The organism is Pedobacter cryoconitis (genome assembly GCF_014200595.1).
Taxonomy (GTDB): domain Bacteria; phylum Bacteroidota; class Bacteroidia; order Sphingobacteriales; family Sphingobacteriaceae; genus Pedobacter; species Pedobacter cryoconitis_C.
The window spans coordinates 2,728,714-2,745,764 of sequence record NZ_JACHCG010000001.1; the positions used below are offsets into that span (position 1 = coordinate 2,728,714).

17 protein-coding genes are annotated in these 17,051 nt (G+C 38.7%); 4 read left to right on the plus strand and 13 right to left on the minus strand.

The features are described 5' to 3' along the window. Positions 1–4: 4 nt before the first annotated feature. From HDE70_RS11730 to HDE70_RS11750, 5 genes are all read right to left on the minus strand, one after another. Positions 5–2,203 (minus strand): B12-binding domain-containing radical SAM protein, encoded by a 2,199-nt coding sequence (locus tag HDE70_RS11730; RefSeq protein ID WP_183890248.1) that lies wholly within the window; start codon positions 2,201–2,203, stop codon positions 5–7. A gap of 143 nt (positions 2,204–2,346) precedes the next feature. Beyond that, a complete protein-coding gene (locus HDE70_RS11735; RefSeq protein WP_183869781.1) occupies positions 2,347–2,595 on the minus strand; it encodes a hypothetical protein in 249 nt (82 codons plus the stop codon). Next, a complete protein-coding gene (locus HDE70_RS11740; protein ID WP_183869780.1) occupies positions 2,596–3,891 on the minus strand; it encodes a TolC family protein in 1,296 nt (431 codons plus the stop codon). Positions 3,892–3,927: 36 nt separating this feature from the next. Next, positions 3,928–5,508, minus strand: coding sequence for a DHA2 family efflux MFS transporter permease subunit (locus tag HDE70_RS11745; RefSeq protein WP_183869779.1), 1,581 nt, complete (start codon positions 5,506–5,508; stop codon positions 3,928–3,930). A gap of 2 nt (positions 5,509–5,510) precedes the next feature. Further along, positions 5,511–6,560 (minus strand): HlyD family secretion protein, encoded by a 1,050-nt coding sequence (locus HDE70_RS11750; RefSeq protein WP_183890249.1) that lies wholly within the window; start codon positions 6,558–6,560, stop codon positions 5,511–5,513. A 149-nt stretch (positions 6,561–6,709) separates the two neighbouring features. Here HDE70_RS11750 and HDE70_RS11755 point away from each other — a divergent pair, with 149 nt between their 5' ends. After that, the gene (locus HDE70_RS11755; RefSeq protein WP_183890251.1) at positions 6,710–7,165 is read left to right on the plus strand and encodes a MarR family winged helix-turn-helix transcriptional regulator; all 456 of its coding nucleotides are present in this window, start codon (positions 6,710–6,712) and stop codon (positions 7,163–7,165) included. A gap of 15 nt (positions 7,166–7,180) precedes the next feature. Here HDE70_RS11755 and HDE70_RS11760 read toward each other — a convergent pair whose 3' ends face one another. Together HDE70_RS11760 and HDE70_RS11765 are read right to left on the minus strand one after the other, a co-directional pair. Beyond that, positions 7,181–7,789 carry a hypothetical protein gene (locus HDE70_RS11760; protein WP_183890253.1) on the minus strand — a complete coding sequence of 203 codons (609 nt, stop codon included), beginning with the start codon at positions 7,787–7,789 and terminating at the stop codon, positions 7,181–7,183. Next, positions 7,786–8,679: a helix-turn-helix domain-containing protein gene (locus HDE70_RS11765; RefSeq protein WP_183890255.1), complete on the minus strand. Its 894-nt coding sequence runs from the start codon at positions 8,677–8,679 to the stop codon at positions 7,786–7,788. Before HDE70_RS11765 ends, HDE70_RS11760 begins: the two co-directional genes overlap by 4 nt. A gap of 200 nt (positions 8,680–8,879) precedes the next feature. On the opposite strand from HDE70_RS11765, the gene HDE70_RS11770 reads away from it, so the two are divergent. Continuing rightward, on the plus strand, positions 8,880–10,268 hold the full coding sequence (locus HDE70_RS11770) for an NAD-dependent succinate-semialdehyde dehydrogenase (RefSeq protein ID WP_183890257.1): 1,389 nt from the start codon (positions 8,880–8,882) through the stop codon (positions 10,266–10,268). Positions 10,269–10,349: 81 nt separating this feature from the next. Here HDE70_RS11770 and HDE70_RS11775 read toward each other — a convergent pair whose 3' ends face one another. Next, a complete protein-coding gene (locus HDE70_RS11775) occupies positions 10,350–10,706 on the minus strand; it encodes a winged helix-turn-helix transcriptional regulator (RefSeq protein WP_183869773.1) in 357 nt (118 codons plus the stop codon). A 109-nt stretch (positions 10,707–10,815) separates the two neighbouring features. Between HDE70_RS11775 and HDE70_RS11780 the strand changes: the two genes are divergently transcribed. Beyond that, complete coding sequence (locus HDE70_RS11780; RefSeq protein WP_183890259.1) at positions 10,816–11,952, plus strand: MFS transporter; 1,137 nt, start codon at positions 10,816–10,818, stop codon at positions 11,950–11,952. Between the two features lie 25 nt (positions 11,953–11,977). On the opposite strand, the gene HDE70_RS11785 is transcribed toward HDE70_RS11780, so the two are convergent. The 4 genes from HDE70_RS11785 to HDE70_RS11800 form a co-directional block, all read right to left on the minus strand. Continuing rightward, positions 11,978–12,463 (minus strand): DinB family protein, encoded by a 486-nt coding sequence (locus tag HDE70_RS11785; protein WP_183890261.1) that lies wholly within the window; start codon positions 12,461–12,463, stop codon positions 11,978–11,980. Between the two features lie 104 nt (positions 12,464–12,567). Further along, positions 12,568–13,359, minus strand: coding sequence for an SDR family NAD(P)-dependent oxidoreductase (locus HDE70_RS11790; protein ID WP_183890263.1), 792 nt, complete (start codon positions 13,357–13,359; stop codon positions 12,568–12,570). Between the two features lie 49 nt (positions 13,360–13,408). Beyond that, a complete protein-coding gene (locus HDE70_RS11795) occupies positions 13,409–13,990 on the minus strand; it encodes a TetR/AcrR family transcriptional regulator (protein ID WP_183890265.1) in 582 nt (193 codons plus the stop codon). Between the two features lie 96 nt (positions 13,991–14,086). Beyond that, positions 14,087–14,434, minus strand: a complete 348-nt coding sequence (locus tag HDE70_RS11800; RefSeq protein WP_183869768.1) for a hypothetical protein — start codon at positions 14,432–14,434, stop codon at positions 14,087–14,089. A 257-nt stretch (positions 14,435–14,691) separates the two neighbouring features. On the opposite strand from HDE70_RS11800, the gene HDE70_RS11805 reads away from it, so the two are divergent. Next, a complete protein-coding gene (locus tag HDE70_RS11805) occupies positions 14,692–15,981 on the plus strand; it encodes an MgtC/SapB family protein (RefSeq protein WP_183869767.1) in 1,290 nt (429 codons plus the stop codon). A gap of 11 nt (positions 15,982–15,992) precedes the next feature. Here HDE70_RS11805 and HDE70_RS11810 read toward each other — a convergent pair whose 3' ends face one another. Beyond that, entirely contained in the window at positions 15,993–16,964 is a 972-nt protein-coding gene (locus HDE70_RS11810; protein WP_183890267.1) for a tetratricopeptide repeat protein, read from the minus strand. Positions 16,965–17,051: the final 87 nt, after the last annotated feature.

The following is a 17,051-nucleotide window of genomic DNA, read 5'->3' on the forward strand; positions in this document are numbered from 1 at the left end:
TGGGCTATAAAACCAGTAGCCCAAAGTCTCTTAATGTATAAATTGGTTTTGAATACCAGAACAATTCAAAATATTCCATTGTCGTTTCAAAATCAGTTTTGATTTCCTGAAAGGTATAGATCTTCGTATTGGAAACTTCTATTTTCTGTAAGATTGAAGTCAGCCATTCCCCTTCATTTTTATTGGTCTGAATCGTAAAGGTTTCTTTTTTATCATGAAATGTCAAAATCATAGTTTCCAGAGCATTGCCTTTTTTACTCTTTGAAAAGCATTTGGTATCTGGCTTCCCTCCTAACCAAACCACTTTAGCGGTTGGCTTAGTATCAAACTTACTTTCTTCCTTTAAAGCTTGCGCTATAAAATCTGAAGGGATTGTTACTTTGGGGATCTTAAAATCAAACCAGTCCTGTAGTTTGTAATCCAGGCAAATGCCATGCATGAAATTAAAAAGCGATTTCTTTAAACCAAAGCTAAATTTATTATGGTCAATTCCAGTTTTATCGATATAATTGATATCATTATTAGCAAAGGTTCCAATAACTTCAGTTTCTTTAACTACGCCAAATCTTTCCGGGAACATACCCACAGGACTATGAGCGGTCATCGCAAACTGATGCCAGAAGCCAGATTGTAAAACACCTGCTTCAAACAGTTGTCTCACCATTTCCATGCTATCTACAGTTTCCTGAATAGTTTGTGTGGGATATCCATACATCAGATAAGCATGAACCAATACTCCCGCTTCCGTCAGATTTCTCGTAACCCGGGCCACTTGTTCAACCGAAACTCCTTTATCAATGAGCTTTAACAACCTATCAGATGCTACTTCTAAACCACCAGAAACAGCTATACAGCCAGATGCTTTTAGTAAAATACATAAGTCTTTGGTAAAGCTTTTCTCAAAACGGATATTTGTCCACCAGCTTACAGAGATTTCTCTTCTTAAAATTTCCAATGCAACTTCACGCATCAGGGCCGGTGGTGCAGCCTCATCTACAAAGTGAAAACCGTTCTGTCCTGTTTTTTCACTTAATTCTTCAATCCGGTCTACGATCAGTTTAGCTGCAACAGGTTCATAAACCTTAATATAATCTAAAGAAATATCACAAAATGTACATTTTCCCCAATAACATCCATGCGCCATGGTCAACTTGTTCCAGCGGCCGTCACTCCACATCCGGTGCATTGGATTTACAATTTCTATGACCGAAATGTATTGATCGAGTTGTAAATCACTATAATCAGGCGTTCCTACATCAAACTGCTTATAGTCACTTCTTAAAGCATCATTTTTATAAGTAACTTCCCCATTTTCCAATAGAAAAGTTCTTTTATACAGATTAAAAGGCCCCGCTTTGATAATCGAATTATAGATCAGTTCGATAGGCAATTCCCCGTCATCCAGTGAGATATAATCAAAAAATTCAAATACTCTCTTGTCAGAAACCGAACGTAATTCTGTATTGGGGAAACCACCACCCATCGATATTTTAATCTCAGGATAATGCTTTTTTACATATTGTGCACATCGGAAAGCAGCATACAAATTCCCCGGAAAAGGAACAGAAATTAAGAATAACTTAGGTTGAATAACAGCAATTTTCCGCTCTAAAATTTCAATCAGCAGTTTATCCATATAGGTATACTTCTGATTCAAAGCTTCATAAAGCTCATCAAATGAATTTGCACTTCTGCCTAATCTTTCGGCATAACGGCTAAAACCAAAATTCTGATCTATACATTCAATGATAAAATCCGAAATATCCTCCAGATATAAGGTAGCTAAATGTTTCCCCTTATCCTGTGTTCCCATTGAACCAAATGCCCAGTCCAATTCTTCCAATTGCATAAATCTTGATGCTTCCGGTAAAAAATCTTCCTGGCAAATCTGCAAAGCAAGGGTTGGATTTTTGCCTTGTAAAAAAGCAATTACAGCATCAATAGTTCTGATATACTCCTTTTTTAAAGCAAGGATCCGTTTCGCATTTGGACTTTTTGGCTGACCGGCCAGTTGCTCTGCATGAAAGAAAAGATCTTCCAGACCTTTTCTGGAAAATAAAGCCAAAATAACCTCAATACCCAAATCGGCCTGGGTTGAAGAAATATTTTTAGTATTTAAAAACCCTTTGATATAGGCACTTGCAGGATACGGGGTATTCAGTTGGGTAAAGGGAGGCGTAACAACGAAAAGATCTGTTTTCAAAATGGGATTGTATTTCCTGACAAAAATATCTATAATTATTTTAGTATTGGGTTTTGCCGGACTTAATATTATCAGCGGACTCCGAACCTAAGACCTCACAGTAGCGTAAGATCTTAAGTTTGAAGCGCTATTCTACTGATTTATCAGCTTATACTCTTCTCAAATACCTGCATAATTATTGCGCGCACTTTTGCCCTTTCCAGATTCAGCACCAGTTTTTCACTGATATCTTCATGAGAAACTATACGGAGAATTTTGTCAACGTCATCAAGATCCTGGCTCCATTCAATCACACTTTTAAAATTAGCAATTGTACATTTAATCCGGTTCAAATCAAATGGAGACTTGATAACCGTTGACAGAATTAGTATAAATTGAGACCTGTTTTTCATTTACCAGTATTTTAAACCAGTTAGTTTAGCAATCGTCAACTGTGCTACGCATAACTGGTACTTGTATTGTAAATTGGTTAATTCTGCTTTTTGGACATTGGTACTTGCACTGGTCAGTTCCAGATTAGTTCCAATTCCGTTCCTATAACGACTATGTGCAAGTTTTTGTGCTTCTTTAGCCTCTGTAACCTGTCTTGCTGAATTCACCAGGCTAGAAGTATTGCTGGTAATGTCAATCATAGCCTGCTGAATATCTTTACGATAAGTATTATTCAGGGTTTCCTCTGAGTACTTAGTTTGTAAAAGCTGACTTTGTGATAACCTGACCTGTTTTTTTGCCCTTCCACCTTGATAGATTGGAATATTCAATGTTACACCCGCAGAATAATTATAGCTGAACTTATCAAGATCTGGTGTAAAACCATTTTTATAACCCGTTCCCCCACTCATCATCAAAGAAGGTTTACCATTAGTCTGACTAACTTTAAGTTCTGCTTCTGCTTGTTGAACCCTGTCCTTAATCAATCTGAATTCCGGGTGATTATTTTGTGCCTCTGCCAGTGCTTCATTCAGATCATATTTGTTGGCTACAGGGAAAACAAAATCCGAAGAATTCGTCCTGATTCTTGTTCCTGTTGCATATTCCATCAAAGCATATTGCTTATTCAGGCTATTTTGAAGTTCTATTTTACGATTTCCCTCCTGATCAATGCTGGATTGAATAGAAAGTACATCATATTTTAAGGCATCTCCATTTTTGAACTTTATTTCGGTATCTTTTTTATTGACTTCCAGAAAATTGATTACACTATCCTGGATGGAGATCGCATTTTTGAGATAAGCAATCTGGTAATAAATATTACCCACTTGAAATGCCATCTGGTTCTGATTAAATTCCAGGTTATCTTTTGCATATTCCAACCCCGCTTTAGCCCGGTCCACACCAGCTTTAACTACACCAAAATCCCAAAGCATATAACTGGCATCCAGCGATGTATTGTAATTATTTTTAGGCATAATACTGAATTCGAGCACATTGCCACCAGCAGGAATACTGATTTGAGATACCGGACTCGTATACCGGTAGTTGCCTGTAGCCTGTACAGAAGGCAAACCAGCAGACTTAGCCAGCGTTATCCGCTGTTGTTCCACATCTATAGCTTGCCCGAGTTCTTTAAACTGGGGGAAATAGGTAAAGGATTGATTGATCAATGTTTTGAGGTCTCCTGCATTTTCCTGCGCACGCAAAGCTGGAGACAGCGCAATCAGGGATATAATAAGAAATAACTTTTTCATGTTTTTTTTGATTAATGACAATTTGCAGCCTTGATATTAATGTGCTGCTGCTGCAACTTTTGCTCTTGTTTCTGCATCCATCGTTTCATTTTTCAACAGGAGCATAAATGGGATCGTGCAGACAAAAAAGATGGCGATCAGCAGAAAACCATCTAAATAGGCCTGCATTTGTGCTTGATTAGACAAACTGTGGTCTAATGCTCCATAAGCAGCTTGTTTTGCTAATGATGGATTCATTCCCTTAGCAACCAGACCTTGTGTTATTCCATTCAGCCGCTCACCTAACAGCGGATTATTACCCTGTAGATTAGAAACCAAATCCATCCGGTGTGTTGCAAAACGATTAGTGGCATAAGTATTCATAATCGCAATACCAAATGCCCCCCCAAGCTGACGGAACATATTGTTGAGCGAAATACCATAGGGCATGTCTTGAGGCTTTAATCCTACTACGGCCTGACTTAACAAGGGCACTGTTAAACAACCTGTACCTACTCCACGACAAATCTGTGTAATGATAAACCACCATTTATCAGCGTCCGGAGCCGCTTGTGAAGACGTATATCCGTGTAAGATAAACAGTGCAAAACCCAGAGATACAAAATAGATTGGCTTTATTCCTTTTCCTAAACCTGCTCCAATAAAAGGCATCGCAAATATGGTAACCAGCGCTCCCGGAATCATCGACAAGCCTGATTCTGTTGGGGTGTACCCCATAACTCTTTGCACCATTACCGGGAACAGGTATACAGAGCCGAATAACCCAAAACCACATACAAAAGTCAATATGTTACTCCCAATCAGGTTCTTGCTTTTCATTACCCTTAAATTGATAGCCGGGTTTTTGGTGGTCAGTTCCCACCAGATAAACAATCCTAACCCTAATATGGCAGCAGCGGTCAGGTAACGGATATGTGCATCCTCAAACCAATCGTCAGATTGTCCCTTTTCCAGAATATACTGAAGTGCACCAACGCCTATGGTTAAAGATAAAATACCGATATAATCAATCGGGATCGATTTCTTATCAATATTATATTCATCAGCTTTCTTGTCTACAAATTTCCAGGTAAGCAGCGCAGCAATTATCCCAATAGGAATGTTGATATCAAATATCAGCGCCCAATGGTAGTTGTCTACAATGTACCCGCCAAGGATGGGGCCAATAGTTGGCCCGATAACAATCCCCATTCCGAATATACCACCAGCAATCCCTTTTTCTTCAGGTTTAAACTGGTCGAACAGAATTCCCTGTGAAACAGAAAGTAATGCACCACCTCCTATTCCCTGTACAAACCGCCAAAAAACAAGCATCCATAACGAAGATGAATTGCCGCACATGTAAGAAGCCAGCGTAAACAGGATAATTGAGGCGAGGTAATAGTTTTTTCTCCCAAAATAACGGCTTAGAAAGCCTGTTAATGGGATAACAATCACGTTTGCAATCGCATAAGCAGTCACTACCCATGAAGCGTCTTCAAGTGTCGCCCCGAGTGTCCCGCTAATATTGGTCAGCGCCACATTGACAATCGAAGTATCAATCAACTCCATGATCGCAGCTGTGATACAGGTAATTACAATGATTATTTTTATAAGCTTATTTCTTTCGCCTTCCATAGCTATTTGACCTTTACATCTATAGCCGCACTAAGGCCGGCTTTCAGCATTCCTTTAAGTGCTTCTGCCTGATTGATCTGGATGGTAACAGGTACACGCTGCGTAACTTTAACAAAGTTTCCGGTAGAATTATCTGGTGGCAGCAAAGAGAATTTTGCACCTGTAGCATCACTGAAACCAGATAGGGTTCCGGTAATTTTATGGTCAGGATAGCCGTCTATAACGATATCTACCAGCTGCCCTACTCTCATATGTTCAATCTGGGTTTCTTTGAAATTGGCAACAATCCAGTAATTATCATTACTCACCAGGTTAAACAATTGCTGGCCACCTTGCACATATTGCCCGGTTTTAAGATTGGTTTTGCCTAGTTTACCATCAGAAGGGGCCACAATCCTGGTGTAACTTAAGTTTAATTTCGCTTTTTCAAGCGCTATTTCCCGGGCAGAGATATTGGCTTTTGCACGCTGGATCAATGCATTGGCATTTCCTTTTTGTGTGCCCACTTGTTTGAGTTTACTTTTACTGGAAGCCAGCATCCGTACAGCAGTCTGATAAGCTGACTGACTTCTTTCATACTGCCTCTGGGTAATTGATCCTTCTTTAAATAAAGTTTCATCGCGGGCTACATCCCGTTTTGCCTGTTTCAAAGTCACTTCTTCTACACTGATTCCTGCGGAGGCAACATCCTGATCTGAGCCGATTGTTGGGATTTGAGATTCCGCACTGCTCAGATCTGCTTTTGCCGCTAAAAGATCAGCTTCAGCTTGTTTTACAGCAAGCACATACTCACTATCGTCGATAACCACCAGGGTATCTCCTTTTCGTACCTGGTGATAATCCAGTAATTTAAAATCATTGATATAACCAGAAACTCTGCTCAGGACAGGGACAGCATTTGATTCGAGCTGTGCATTGTCAGTGCTTTCATAGGTTAGTGCGTGCATAATTTTGTTAAAAGCGAAATAACAGATAAAGATGGCTACAAGGCCGATAATTAACAGTTTTACAACTTTTTTAGAGGAGGATTGGGTTTGTTCTTCTGGTTCCATAATATATATTTAACGGAACAAATGTAAACTTAGTTGACTAATATCGTCAACTAAGTTTACTTATTTTATTAACAAAATTGTCAATATTAGATTTAGATGACATTATAGAAATGAGTTAAATAAGTAATATTTATACTAAATTCGCAGTTATGGAAGATGTGCACGATTATGAAAGGTTAATTTTCAAACAAGTCTATATTTTAAAACGGCATACAGATAAAGCGGCCGCTACTCACCTGGCCAACTTAATGCCAAGTGATTTCAATATGACTTTTATGCCCTATTTCATGAGTATTGGTCATGGTGGCATTTCCAATCATAACCTGGTGAGTAAGATTATGGTAACAAAGCAGGGAGTAAGTAAAACAGTAAAGGAACTTGAAAGATTAGGTCTTACCTATACCCAGAAAAGCGAAGCTGATGCCAGGTCAATCATGATCTTTCTAACCGAAAAAGGAACGAAACTCCATGATACAATATGTGAAATGGCAGATGGCATGACTGCAGAATATAAGAAGTTAATTGGTGCTAAAAAATATGAACAATTCATAGATACATTAATCACACTTTCAGCATGGCATGAAGAGCAGGAAAAATTGCTGTAAATTCAATAGTTGTTATCAATAAAATTGTTTTACAGTTTCGACAGCTCCTGTTCCGGTATCGATAAACAAATAAATACAGCCATCATCGTTAAATAAATTACAATTTTTGATTTCAAACTGACCTAGGAAAAACAATGGTTTATCATTTTTTATTAACCAATCCGGGTGCTGTATCCACTGAGGAGGTTTTGTCTGATATTTAAAAAGTTCTGCATAACGTTGTTTAATAAACTGCTTTTTGTCAGCTTTAGCAATCATTTTATCCGTTGGCAGGATATATTTTTCAATAAAATCCGCATCGGCATCAATATATTTTGGAGTCGCACTGATCAGCAATTCATGGTCTTGCATATATTTTTTTGAAGCTATTACCTCAATGCCAATTTTCATTAAAAATAGTTCAGCAGTTCCGTGGGCTTCTATTTGCCCGGCAGAATTTCCATAGTTCAGTTCTGCCAAATATAAAAATGTAGTTGTACCTTCCAGATAGGTCCCGTGCCAGCTTATCGCCGGGTCCGAAAGTAATTCCTCTAATGCTGAATTTGTATAAATGTGTTGTTCAAAAGCTTTAGGAGATAATTTGCCTTCAACAAAGTCTTTTAAAATTTGTATTTCACTTGTCATATGTCTGTCCGGTAAGCAGTAGGATTCATTCCAGCTTGTGCTTTGAAAAATTTATTGAAATGTGCCTGATCATCAAAGCCAAGCGCATAACCTATTTCGGATATGTTCCATTGCGTATGTTTAAGCAATATTTTGGCCTCTGATGCTATTCTGCTGTAAATATGTTCACTTGTAGTTTTACCAGTCGTCTTCATTACAATCCGGTTTAGATAATTGATATGCACAGCAAGTTTGCCAGCAAAATCTTTAGGTGTCCGAAGTAATAACCGCTCTGAGCCGAATTCTATCAAAAACTGTCGTTCCAGCATTTCAATAAACCGGGCCGTTATCCTGGTGCCCGCATCAGCATATTGTAAATGGTTGTTATCAGGCCCCAATTTCATCGCCAGAAAAAGCAATTGGTTCAGATAACTTCTGATCAATTCATATTTATAAATATAAGAGGTGTCGATTTCCTGATACATTCTTTGAAAAATTGATGCTACTTCATTGTATTGTTCTTCGTTAAGACTATAAACGGGTGGTACTCCAGGTACAAATAAAGGAAGATCTCCTAAGTTCAGCCTGAAATTTTCCTGATAAAATTCATCTTTAAATACACAAAAGAAACCTGTAGTCCCCTCTTCTACCAGGTTATAAGAGTATGGGATTTGGGGATGAAAGAATAAAAGAGTTTTCCCCTTAACAGCTATACTTTGATCTCCGTAATGAAATACATTTTCTCCCGCATACAGCATTACTTTATAAAAATTACGTCTCACATGCAAAGAAGGAGCTTCTCTACGCACACGATCTTCAATACGAAAAACATTGAATTGTCCAATAGCTCTTTTGTCCGGACTGGAAAACCCATCAAACTTATACTGGTAAAATTCTTCAAGAGTTTCCATGTTCTGAGGGAAATATGAGTCTAAAGCATGGCAAAAATAGTTCATTTTCTTCGAATTCTGCAAAATGAATTTTTCTGGTTAAATGAATAACTCCTTTAGCCAATGCCATGTCATGGTTTGATTTATACAAACATTGGTTTGATAGTGCCTAACCTCAACTTTTTTATCAGGGTACATTTGTATCCTACAAAAACAAGAACATGGAAACTATTAAAGTATACAATCCTTCCACAGGAAACTTAATTAATGAATGTGCAAATCTCAGTGAACCTGAAGTGAAAATTGCAGTTGACCGTACGGTGAATGCATTTCCATCGTGGTCAAAAAAACTTGCCGCTGAACGTTCCGCTTTATTACGCAACTGGCATGATCTGGTCAAAGCAGACAAAGAAGAATTTGCAAAATTATTGACAGCAGAAAACGGAAAATGTCTATCGGAATCCCGTGGGGAAATTGATTATGGTTTAGGATTTATTGAATGGTACGCAGAAGAAGCTAAGCGTTTATATGGAGACACGGTCCCTACACATGATCCAAATGGAGCTGTCATCGTAACTAAAAATCCTATTGGCCCAACCGCAGCAATCACACCATGGAATTTTCCATTCATGATGATTACACGTAAAATTGCTACAGCCTTGGCAGCAGGCTGTACAATGATTATAAAACCGGCAGAAGACACACCATTAACTGCTATAAAATTGTTAGCCTATGCACGCAAAGCCGGAATTCCGGAAGGTGTATTTGAACTGGTGACTGGTGATCCAAAAATGATTGGCCGGATTTTTACAGCTGATGCCCGTATCCGCAAAATCTCCTTCACAGGATCGACCCAGATTGGTAAACTTTTAGTGGAACAAAGTGCTGCTACCCTTAAAAAGCTAACGATGGAGCTTGGTGGTAATGCGCCGTTTATTATTTTTGACGATGCAAATATTGAAAATGCGGTAAAAGGTCTGGTGAGTGCAAAACTGAGAAATTCAGGACAAGTATGTATTTCACCCAATCGTATATATGTCCAGCAAACTTGTTATGACCAGGTGATTAAACTGTTAAAAGATTCAGTTTCACAAATAAGAGTTGATGATGGCTTACAGGAGGAATTTGTTGTTGGCCCGCTGATCAATCAAAAGGCAATCGATAAAGTGGAGGCCTTGATTTCTACTACGGTTAAGCAAGGAGCTAAAGTAATATATGGCGGAAAAATCCATGCAAAAGGCGGGCTTTTCTATGAGCCGACCATTTTAACTGAGCTGACAGATGATATGGAGATTAATCAAACTGAAATCTTCGGGCCTGTTTTCGCGGTATATACATTTGACACTGAGCAAGAGGTAATAGAACGCGCAAACCATACAGCTTACGGCCTGGTTGCCTACGCTTATACTGAAAACCTTGGCCGGGCATTCAGACTTTCACAACGCATTGAATCTGGTATGGTCATTTTAAACAGTGGCTCTGTTGGTACTGCATCAGTACCTTTTGGAGGCATAAAAGAATCAGGGTATGGACGTGAGGGCAGTTATTATGGTATAGAAGAATATGTAGAGATTAAGTATAGCTTGTTTTCGGGACTGAACTTGCAATAATTACTGTACAACAAAACCCTTTGAAAAACACCGTATCATTTGATTGATACGGTGTTTTCTATGATATGGCCTGTTTACAAATTAAGCTTTTGGTGGATACTCAATACCTGCTTCCTGGATTAGTTCATAACCATACTTCATAATATGCTCAATCACCGGGATTGCTTTTAATCCTTTTGCCGTAATCTTATACTCTACTTTAGGTGGAACGACGGGATAAACAGTCCGTTCAATAAGTTGCTTCTCTTCCAGCTCCCGCAACTGACTCGTCAGCATTTTGTGCGTAATATGGGGAATATCTTTTTTCAATTCTCCATACCTGAGGATGTTTGCCTGAAGTCTCCATAGGATAGGCATTTTCCATGTTCCCCCAATATGTTTTAAGGCAAATTCAATCGGAGTATAGTACAGTTTTTTATCGTGAAAAAATTCTGGCATGATTAAGCTTCTAATTATCAGTATACTTTCCTTTTTGATAGTATTTCACATAAAAGTGCATATCATCTAATCAGGTTATCTATGCTTCAAATTTGCACAAAAAACAAATATGAAAAGAACACTTTACGTACTGGCTTTAGGGATTTTCGGAATTACAACAACCGAATTTGGTGTGATCGGTATATTACCACAAATAGCAGACACTTATCATATTACTATTGATAAAGCGGGATGGTTATTAAGCATTTTTGCACTGATTATAGCAATCTCTGCTCCTTTTATCACATTAGCATTCTCGGATGCTGATAGAAAAAGAACTTTATTACTGGTAATAGCATTATTTTCGATTTCCAACATTCTCTCTGCTATCGCGCCATCATTTCCATTTTTACTCTTTGCCCGTGCCTTGCCCGCAATTTTACATCCTGTTTTCTGGTCTGTTGGTTTGGCCGTTGCAGCAGGCTCTGTACCTGCTGATGAGTCGCCTAAAGCTGTTAGCATTGTATTTGGTGGATTAACGTTAGCCACAGTTTTCGGAATACCTATGGCAACATTTATGGCAGAAATGTTTAGCTGGAGGGCTTCTTTTGTCTTATCTGCTGTAATCAATAGTATTTCATTTTTATCTCTATGGATTTTCCTTCCTTATATCCCCGTCTCCGGGGCAAAAATCAAAATTTCTTATTGGAAGATACTAGGTAACCGTAGTCTGCTATTCAGCCTTTTGTTAGCTTGTCTGATGATTTCAGCAATGTTCTCTACCTATGGTTATCTGGCTGATTACTTAAAAAACATCACCCATATGACTGGTTCGGAAATCGGAGTAATGTTGCTGATATTTGGTATAACTGGTGTTGCAGGGAATTACTTTTCCGGCAAACTTTTAAGTAAAAACAAGGAAAGGACTACACTACTTTTTATAGTATCACTTTTAGGAATTCACAGCTTAACTTATTTTATGGGAGCTAATTATAACCTTATGGTATTCCTCATCATATTTTGGGGATTTATCCATTCCGGTGGTTTTTTGATCAGTAATGTAAATATTACTTCTTCAACTTCAGAAGCACCCGAATTCATCAATAGTATTTTCACTTCCTGTGGAAATCTGGCCGTAACAATCGGATCCACAATTGGTGGATTGGCCATCTTAAAAATTGGTATTCATCAGTTACCATGGACAAGCATTGTCCTGCTTGGCTTATCACTACTGGTATTCACTTTAAAGAGCCTCACAAAAATGTGAAGCTCTAATTAACTGCAAAAGAATATCAGGGTCTGTCCCAAAAGAAAGGAGGTTCAATACCCAGGCTACGCAAGTATACATACCCTTGTCCGCGATGATGAATCTCATTGTCTATAAAATAAAAAACGGAAGACCAGACTGTTCCTTTATACTTACCGAAAATTGTAATTTCTTCTGAGAACCTTTCAGCAGGAATCTGTGCCCAATAAGTATTTATTGTTACTGTAGACTCGTCCCACAATTGCAGCAATTGCTCCTTTTGTGTAATTCCTTTAAATTGTTCATTCAATTCATTAACTGTATTGGTTGCGATTTCCTGTATTCCCGGACCACCAATAGCCAATAACTCCATAACCATTCCAGCAAAACTCCGCATTCCACCTATCGAATAATCAAAAAGTTCTTTTTCCGGGAAAACTTCTATTACTTTTCGGGTTAAGTTACGGTGCCCCTGCCAGTGTGCCAGTAATTCTGCTGTGTTGATTACCTGTTGAGCTGTGATTGTGTTCATAATTTTATCTTTAGCTTGTGATTTGATAGTGTAAAACTATAACCGCGTAGTGACAACAGTATGTCAGCAGCTAAATTATTCAGCTAATCTGGAACTAAAACAGCCTAAATCCCGGTTAAAACACCACCATCTGCACGTAAGCTCGCACCATTTGTAGCAATTGATAAAGGACTGGAAAGATAAACAGCAAGGTTCGCCAGCTCTTGCGGATCAATAAACCGCTGCAAGAGTGAAGTCGGATTAGTACTGCTGCCAATATAGGCTTTAAGTTGTTCCGGATCCTGATTTTGAGCATGGGCAATTTGTTGTATAACTTCTGCTACCCCATCCGAATAAGTTGGCCCGCCCAATATAGTATTCACTGTAACCTGAGTACCCTTAGTTAATTTTGCCAGGCCATTACTTATCGCTACCAATGCCGTTTTAGTCATCCCATAATGAATCATGTTGTCAGGAATATTGATGCCCGATTCACTGCTGATAAAAATCACCCTGCCCCAATTCTTATTCAGCATTTTAGGCAGCAAAATACGCGAAAGCCGCACTCCGCTCATCACATTGACTTCAAAAATCCTCATCCAGTCAGCATCTGTTATAGCATCAAAAGATTTGAGTTCAAAAATGCCCACATTGTTGATCAGAATATCAATTGAAGGCAATGAATTTATTAAGGCTTCGACTTCCTCACTTTTAGAGAAATCGGCCGCAATTCCTGAGATCTGACTATCAGGATATAATTGTTTCAGGCTTTCTATAGCAAGATCTATTTTTTGTTGGGTACGCCCATTAAGAATAACGCTTGCGCCTTCTTTTACTAACTGTTTGGCTATCGCAAAGCCGATACCTTGTGTAGAACCGCTGATAAATGCTGTTTTTGAATCTAAATGTAAATCCATAATATTATTTTATTTTTGTAATGATTGATACATAATTGAACAAAAAAAATCAACTGATGAGATCCAGCTGCATTTCAATCTGTTTTTGGAGAACTTTATTGTCGGGATACATTCTTCTGGTCACGTTCAATCCATTCCAGAATGTAATCAGATATCTGCCCAGAATGACCGGATCGGTTTGATTTTTTATGCGGCCATCCTGCTGTCCCTTTTCAATGGCTAAAGCAAACATTTTTTCCACGTCTTTCAAGATTGTTATGGCCTGGTTTTCAAGCCCGATATCAATAAAAGTCATTTCTGTTACTGTATTTGAAATAAGACAGCCTTGCAGATGCGTATGCTGATCAGCTGTAGCCATACTTCTAAAGAAATCCTTAATCAAATCAATTGGCGAATCACTACTGCTGAGCTCAGCCTTGAACTGTATAAATGCTTCCCGTCGTTGTTGTATTGCTTTTTGAAATAACTCTTTTTTACCCCCTTTAAAAGTATTATAGAAACTACCACTTCCCATGCCAGTAGCCGTTAATAAATCAGCCAGAGAAGTAGCGGTATATCCTTTTTCCCAAAAAACTTTCTGGGCTTTTAAAATCACCTCTTCGTTGTCAAAAGTAACTGGTCTTCCTTTCATTGCCTTATTTTGTAGTAATCGATACAAAAATAGTTATTTTTTTGAATTAAGAGAATTATTTTTAATAAATGAACTTATTGAATTCAGTCTTTCAGACTACTCGTTTATCATTAATTCTTCATTAGTCAATGCAAAATAAAGATTCTGAAGCTGGTGAACATATTGCAGTTTATAATCCAACATGGCTATTTCGCCATCCATAGGCTGCAAACTTTCATTGAGTACGAATTGATGACCATTCTTTTTCTCTAATACATAAGTAGTTTCGTTTCCTTCTTCATATTCAAATTCAAAACGTTCAAAACCAAATTTAACTATCCACTCCTCTGTTAAAAGAATCGGATCCATCAATCCTGCGGAATCAATATCAGATCCATACGGGATTTGCTCCGGATGGCCATGATCCATTGTATAATTCCCGATTCTTAGTTCGCTCGCTTCCATAATTTATTCTTTGCGCGCAAAATTAGCAATAAAAGCCATACTTATTCGTCCGGATAAGTATATAGGTGTCATCTCAAACAGATATTACGAACCTTTTAATCAGTATTTTATTTTCTGGAATGCTTTTGGTGGTAAATAAGAGGAACTATCCCGGGTCGTATTGTCATCGGTGTTGGAAGGGTACTTAACCCTTTCTTTAATATTTGTGGAATACCCACAAAACATAAGCCTTTCGTGCTTACTAAAAAACCAGCTATATGAACAATGATTTTATACATTATCCTGTCGGCCCAGTTGCTTTAAAAATGACTGTTGCTATAGGTATTGGCATGCTGATAGGCATGGAGCGGAAATGGTCGCATAAAGAGGCCGGAATCAGAACATTTTCAATTGTCGCACTATTGGGAATGCTCTCCACTCTTGCAGGACACGATTTTATCATTGTGGCCATGGTAGGCGTATTCTTATTGGCGATCGGTATGAATGCGCGCAGCCTGATGGCCAATGAATCTGTCGAGATCACAACCTCAGCGGCGCTGATTGCTAATTATATATTGGGCGTTCTGGTAGGTATGGGACATATATTTACCCCCGTTGCCGGCGCTATTGTGATTACAATGCTGCTGGCCTGGAAAACAGAGCTGAACAAATTTGCAGGAGGGCTCCTTCCCTCAGAGATAAGGAGTGCTATTTTACTGGGTTTGATTGGTTTTGTAATCTTCCCGGTATTGCCCAACAGGTATGTTGATCCCTGGCACTTATTCAATCCGAGTGATGCCTGGATAAGTGTAATTGCAATTGCAGGAATTGGATTTGTGAATTACGTATTTCTGCGTGTATTCAGTACGCGCGGCCTATATCTGGGGGCGATATTTGGCGGCCTGGTCAATAGTACAGCAACTGTGGCCGAAGTGAGTTCCAGAGTTCAAAGTGCAGGCACACCTTCAAAAATAACAACACTATCCAGCCTGATCAATATTTCAATGTTTGTAAGAAACATGTTATTGGCAGCTATATTTGTTCCACTTTCGCTCACCGCAACACTTATACCACTACTTGCCATGTCTTGTGTAGCAGCATTATGGATATGGCGTGATTATAGTTTAGAGAAAGCAGATGTAACTACACCGCAGGCTACCATTAAACTGGCGTCTCCTATTTCTTTAACAAAAGTACTGTGGTTTGGTGTATTATTCATCATCATCCAGGCAGCAGGTATTTTACTGACCCGCTATTTTGGAAGTCTTGGTATTCTGGGTACCGGTTTCTTTGGCGGGCTGATCAGCAGTGCAAGTACTACTGTAGCCGCTGCTACCATGGCTGCACATGGACAGATTAGTCCGGCAGTTGCAGGTAGCGCAGCCATTATCTCTTCTATGGCCAGCGCACTAATTGATCTGCCGATTGTTTGGAAAACAATACACGATAAAAAAATCGTCAGGACTTTTACCTATAAATTATTGAGTATTATTTTAGTAGGTATTACCATGATTGTACTGGATCGTGTTTTTCAACTTTCTGAGATATTCGTCAGCTATTTACAATAAACATGGGGCTCTTAACCAGGTTTATTGAGTTCAACATTTTGTTCTAAAAACACAAAGTACTTTTGGTCTTCTGCCTCAAATATTTCCTTGCCTTCCAGCATATAAGCGCGGAGCAGGAATTCTTTGGCGTCATTAAAATGCGCCCCTTCTAAAAACAACTCTCCTAAACGCAACATTACAAATGGATTTTCATGAGCATTGGTTTCGATATTTCCTTTTGCATTTAAAAAATGCACTAATGATTGTTCGAAATCATTCAGCATAAAATAGCAATCTCCAATGGAAGTTTCCAGCCAGAACGCTTCCCTATAAGTGTTTTGGGGTTCAGGAATCAAGGCTAAAGCCTCATTCCAGACTTGAATACATTCCCTATATTTTTCTTCTTCAAATAACTCGTTTCCCTGTTCGCTTAAATCTTCAATACGCTCACTGACCTCCGCTGACAGTTCCGCGGTTTCAGGTCTTAATATGGTAACCGACCGGGACAAAACCTTCTCCTCAAAGAGTGCCATAATCTCCTGATTGTCATTCAGTTTCTTTTGTGCCACCTCGAGATAAAAACCAGGCTGGTCACTAAAATCTCTTTTTTTAGCACCATACTTTACCGCCTGGTAAAAAGATTCTTTTGCTGCATCCGCATCTTTAAGAAATAACAACGTTTCTCCGTGTAAGATATAAGGCAGCGTATGATAGATTCTGTAACCGGAATTTTCAAGATCTGCTATCCATTCTTTAGTCAGCCGCAATGCCTCATTATGCTGGCCTGCTGTATTCAAAATAGGAATTAAAGCAGATAAGATCAGATGAGATACAGAAGTATTGTACCCAGGTTCCGGCACTTTCTCCCAGGCAAGCTTTATTTTTTCCAATGCCTCTTCGACCTTACCTTCCTCCAGTAATTCACAAGCCAGATCGCTTAATTCAAACACTTCGTTTTCTAATTTCTCTGGCAGGGAAACTGCCATACGTATCTCGTCTTTCATATTTAAGCACTAAAATTTCTATTAAAATAGGCAATGTTTTTTCTTTTCACTAATGCCCATTAAAAACTCTCTCTTCTTTCTCCAACG

Coding starts and splice junctions, on each gene's coding strand:
- HDE70_RS11735 (WP_183869781.1), bottom strand. CDS start 2,595: ATGAAAAACAGGTCTCAATTTATACTAATTCTGTCAACGGTTATCAAG.
- HDE70_RS11740 (WP_183869780.1), bottom strand. CDS start 3,891: ATGAAAAAGTTATTTCTTATTATATCCCTGATTGCGCTGTCTCCAGCT.
- HDE70_RS11745 (WP_183869779.1), bottom strand. CDS start 5,508: ATGGAAGGCGAAAGAAATAAGCTTATAAAAATAATCATTGTAATTACC.
- HDE70_RS11750 (WP_183890249.1), bottom strand. CDS start 6,560: ATGGAACCAGAAGAACAAACCCAATCCTCCTCTAAAAAAGTTGTAAAA.
- HDE70_RS11755 (WP_183890251.1), top strand. CDS start 6,710: ATGGAAGATGTGCACGATTATGAAAGGTTAATTTTCAAACAAGTCTAT.
- HDE70_RS11760 (WP_183890253.1), bottom strand. CDS start 7,789: ATGACAAGTGAAATACAAATTTTAAAAGACTTTGTTGAAGGCAAATTA.
- HDE70_RS11765 (WP_183890255.1), bottom strand. CDS start 8,679: ATGGAAACTCTTGAAGAATTTTACCAGTATAAGTTTGATGGGTTTTCC.
- HDE70_RS11770 (WP_183890257.1), top strand. CDS start 8,880: ATGGAAACTATTAAAGTATACAATCCTTCCACAGGAAACTTAATTAAT.
- HDE70_RS11775 (WP_183869773.1), bottom strand. CDS start 10,706: ATGCCAGAATTTTTTCACGATAAAAAACTGTACTATACTCCGATTGAA.
- HDE70_RS11780 (WP_183890259.1), top strand. CDS start 10,816: ATGAAAAGAACACTTTACGTACTGGCTTTAGGGATTTTCGGAATTACA.
- HDE70_RS11785 (WP_183890261.1), bottom strand. CDS start 12,463: ATGAACACAATCACAGCTCAACAGGTAATCAACACAGCAGAATTACTG.
- HDE70_RS11790 (WP_183890263.1), bottom strand. CDS start 13,359: ATGGATTTACATTTAGATTCAAAAACAGCATTTATCAGCGGTTCTACA.
- HDE70_RS11795 (WP_183890265.1), bottom strand. CDS start 13,990: ATGAAAGGAAGACCAGTTACTTTTGACAACGAAGAGGTGATTTTAAAA.
- HDE70_RS11800 (WP_183869768.1), bottom strand. CDS start 14,434: ATGGAAGCGAGCGAACTAAGAATCGGGAATTATACAATGGATCATGGC.
- HDE70_RS11805 (WP_183869767.1), top strand. CDS start 14,692: ATGAACAATGATTTTATACATTATCCTGTCGGCCCAGTTGCTTTAAAA.
- HDE70_RS11810 (WP_183890267.1), bottom strand. CDS start 16,964: ATGAAAGACGAGATACGTATGGCAGTTTCCCTGCCAGAGAAATTAGAA.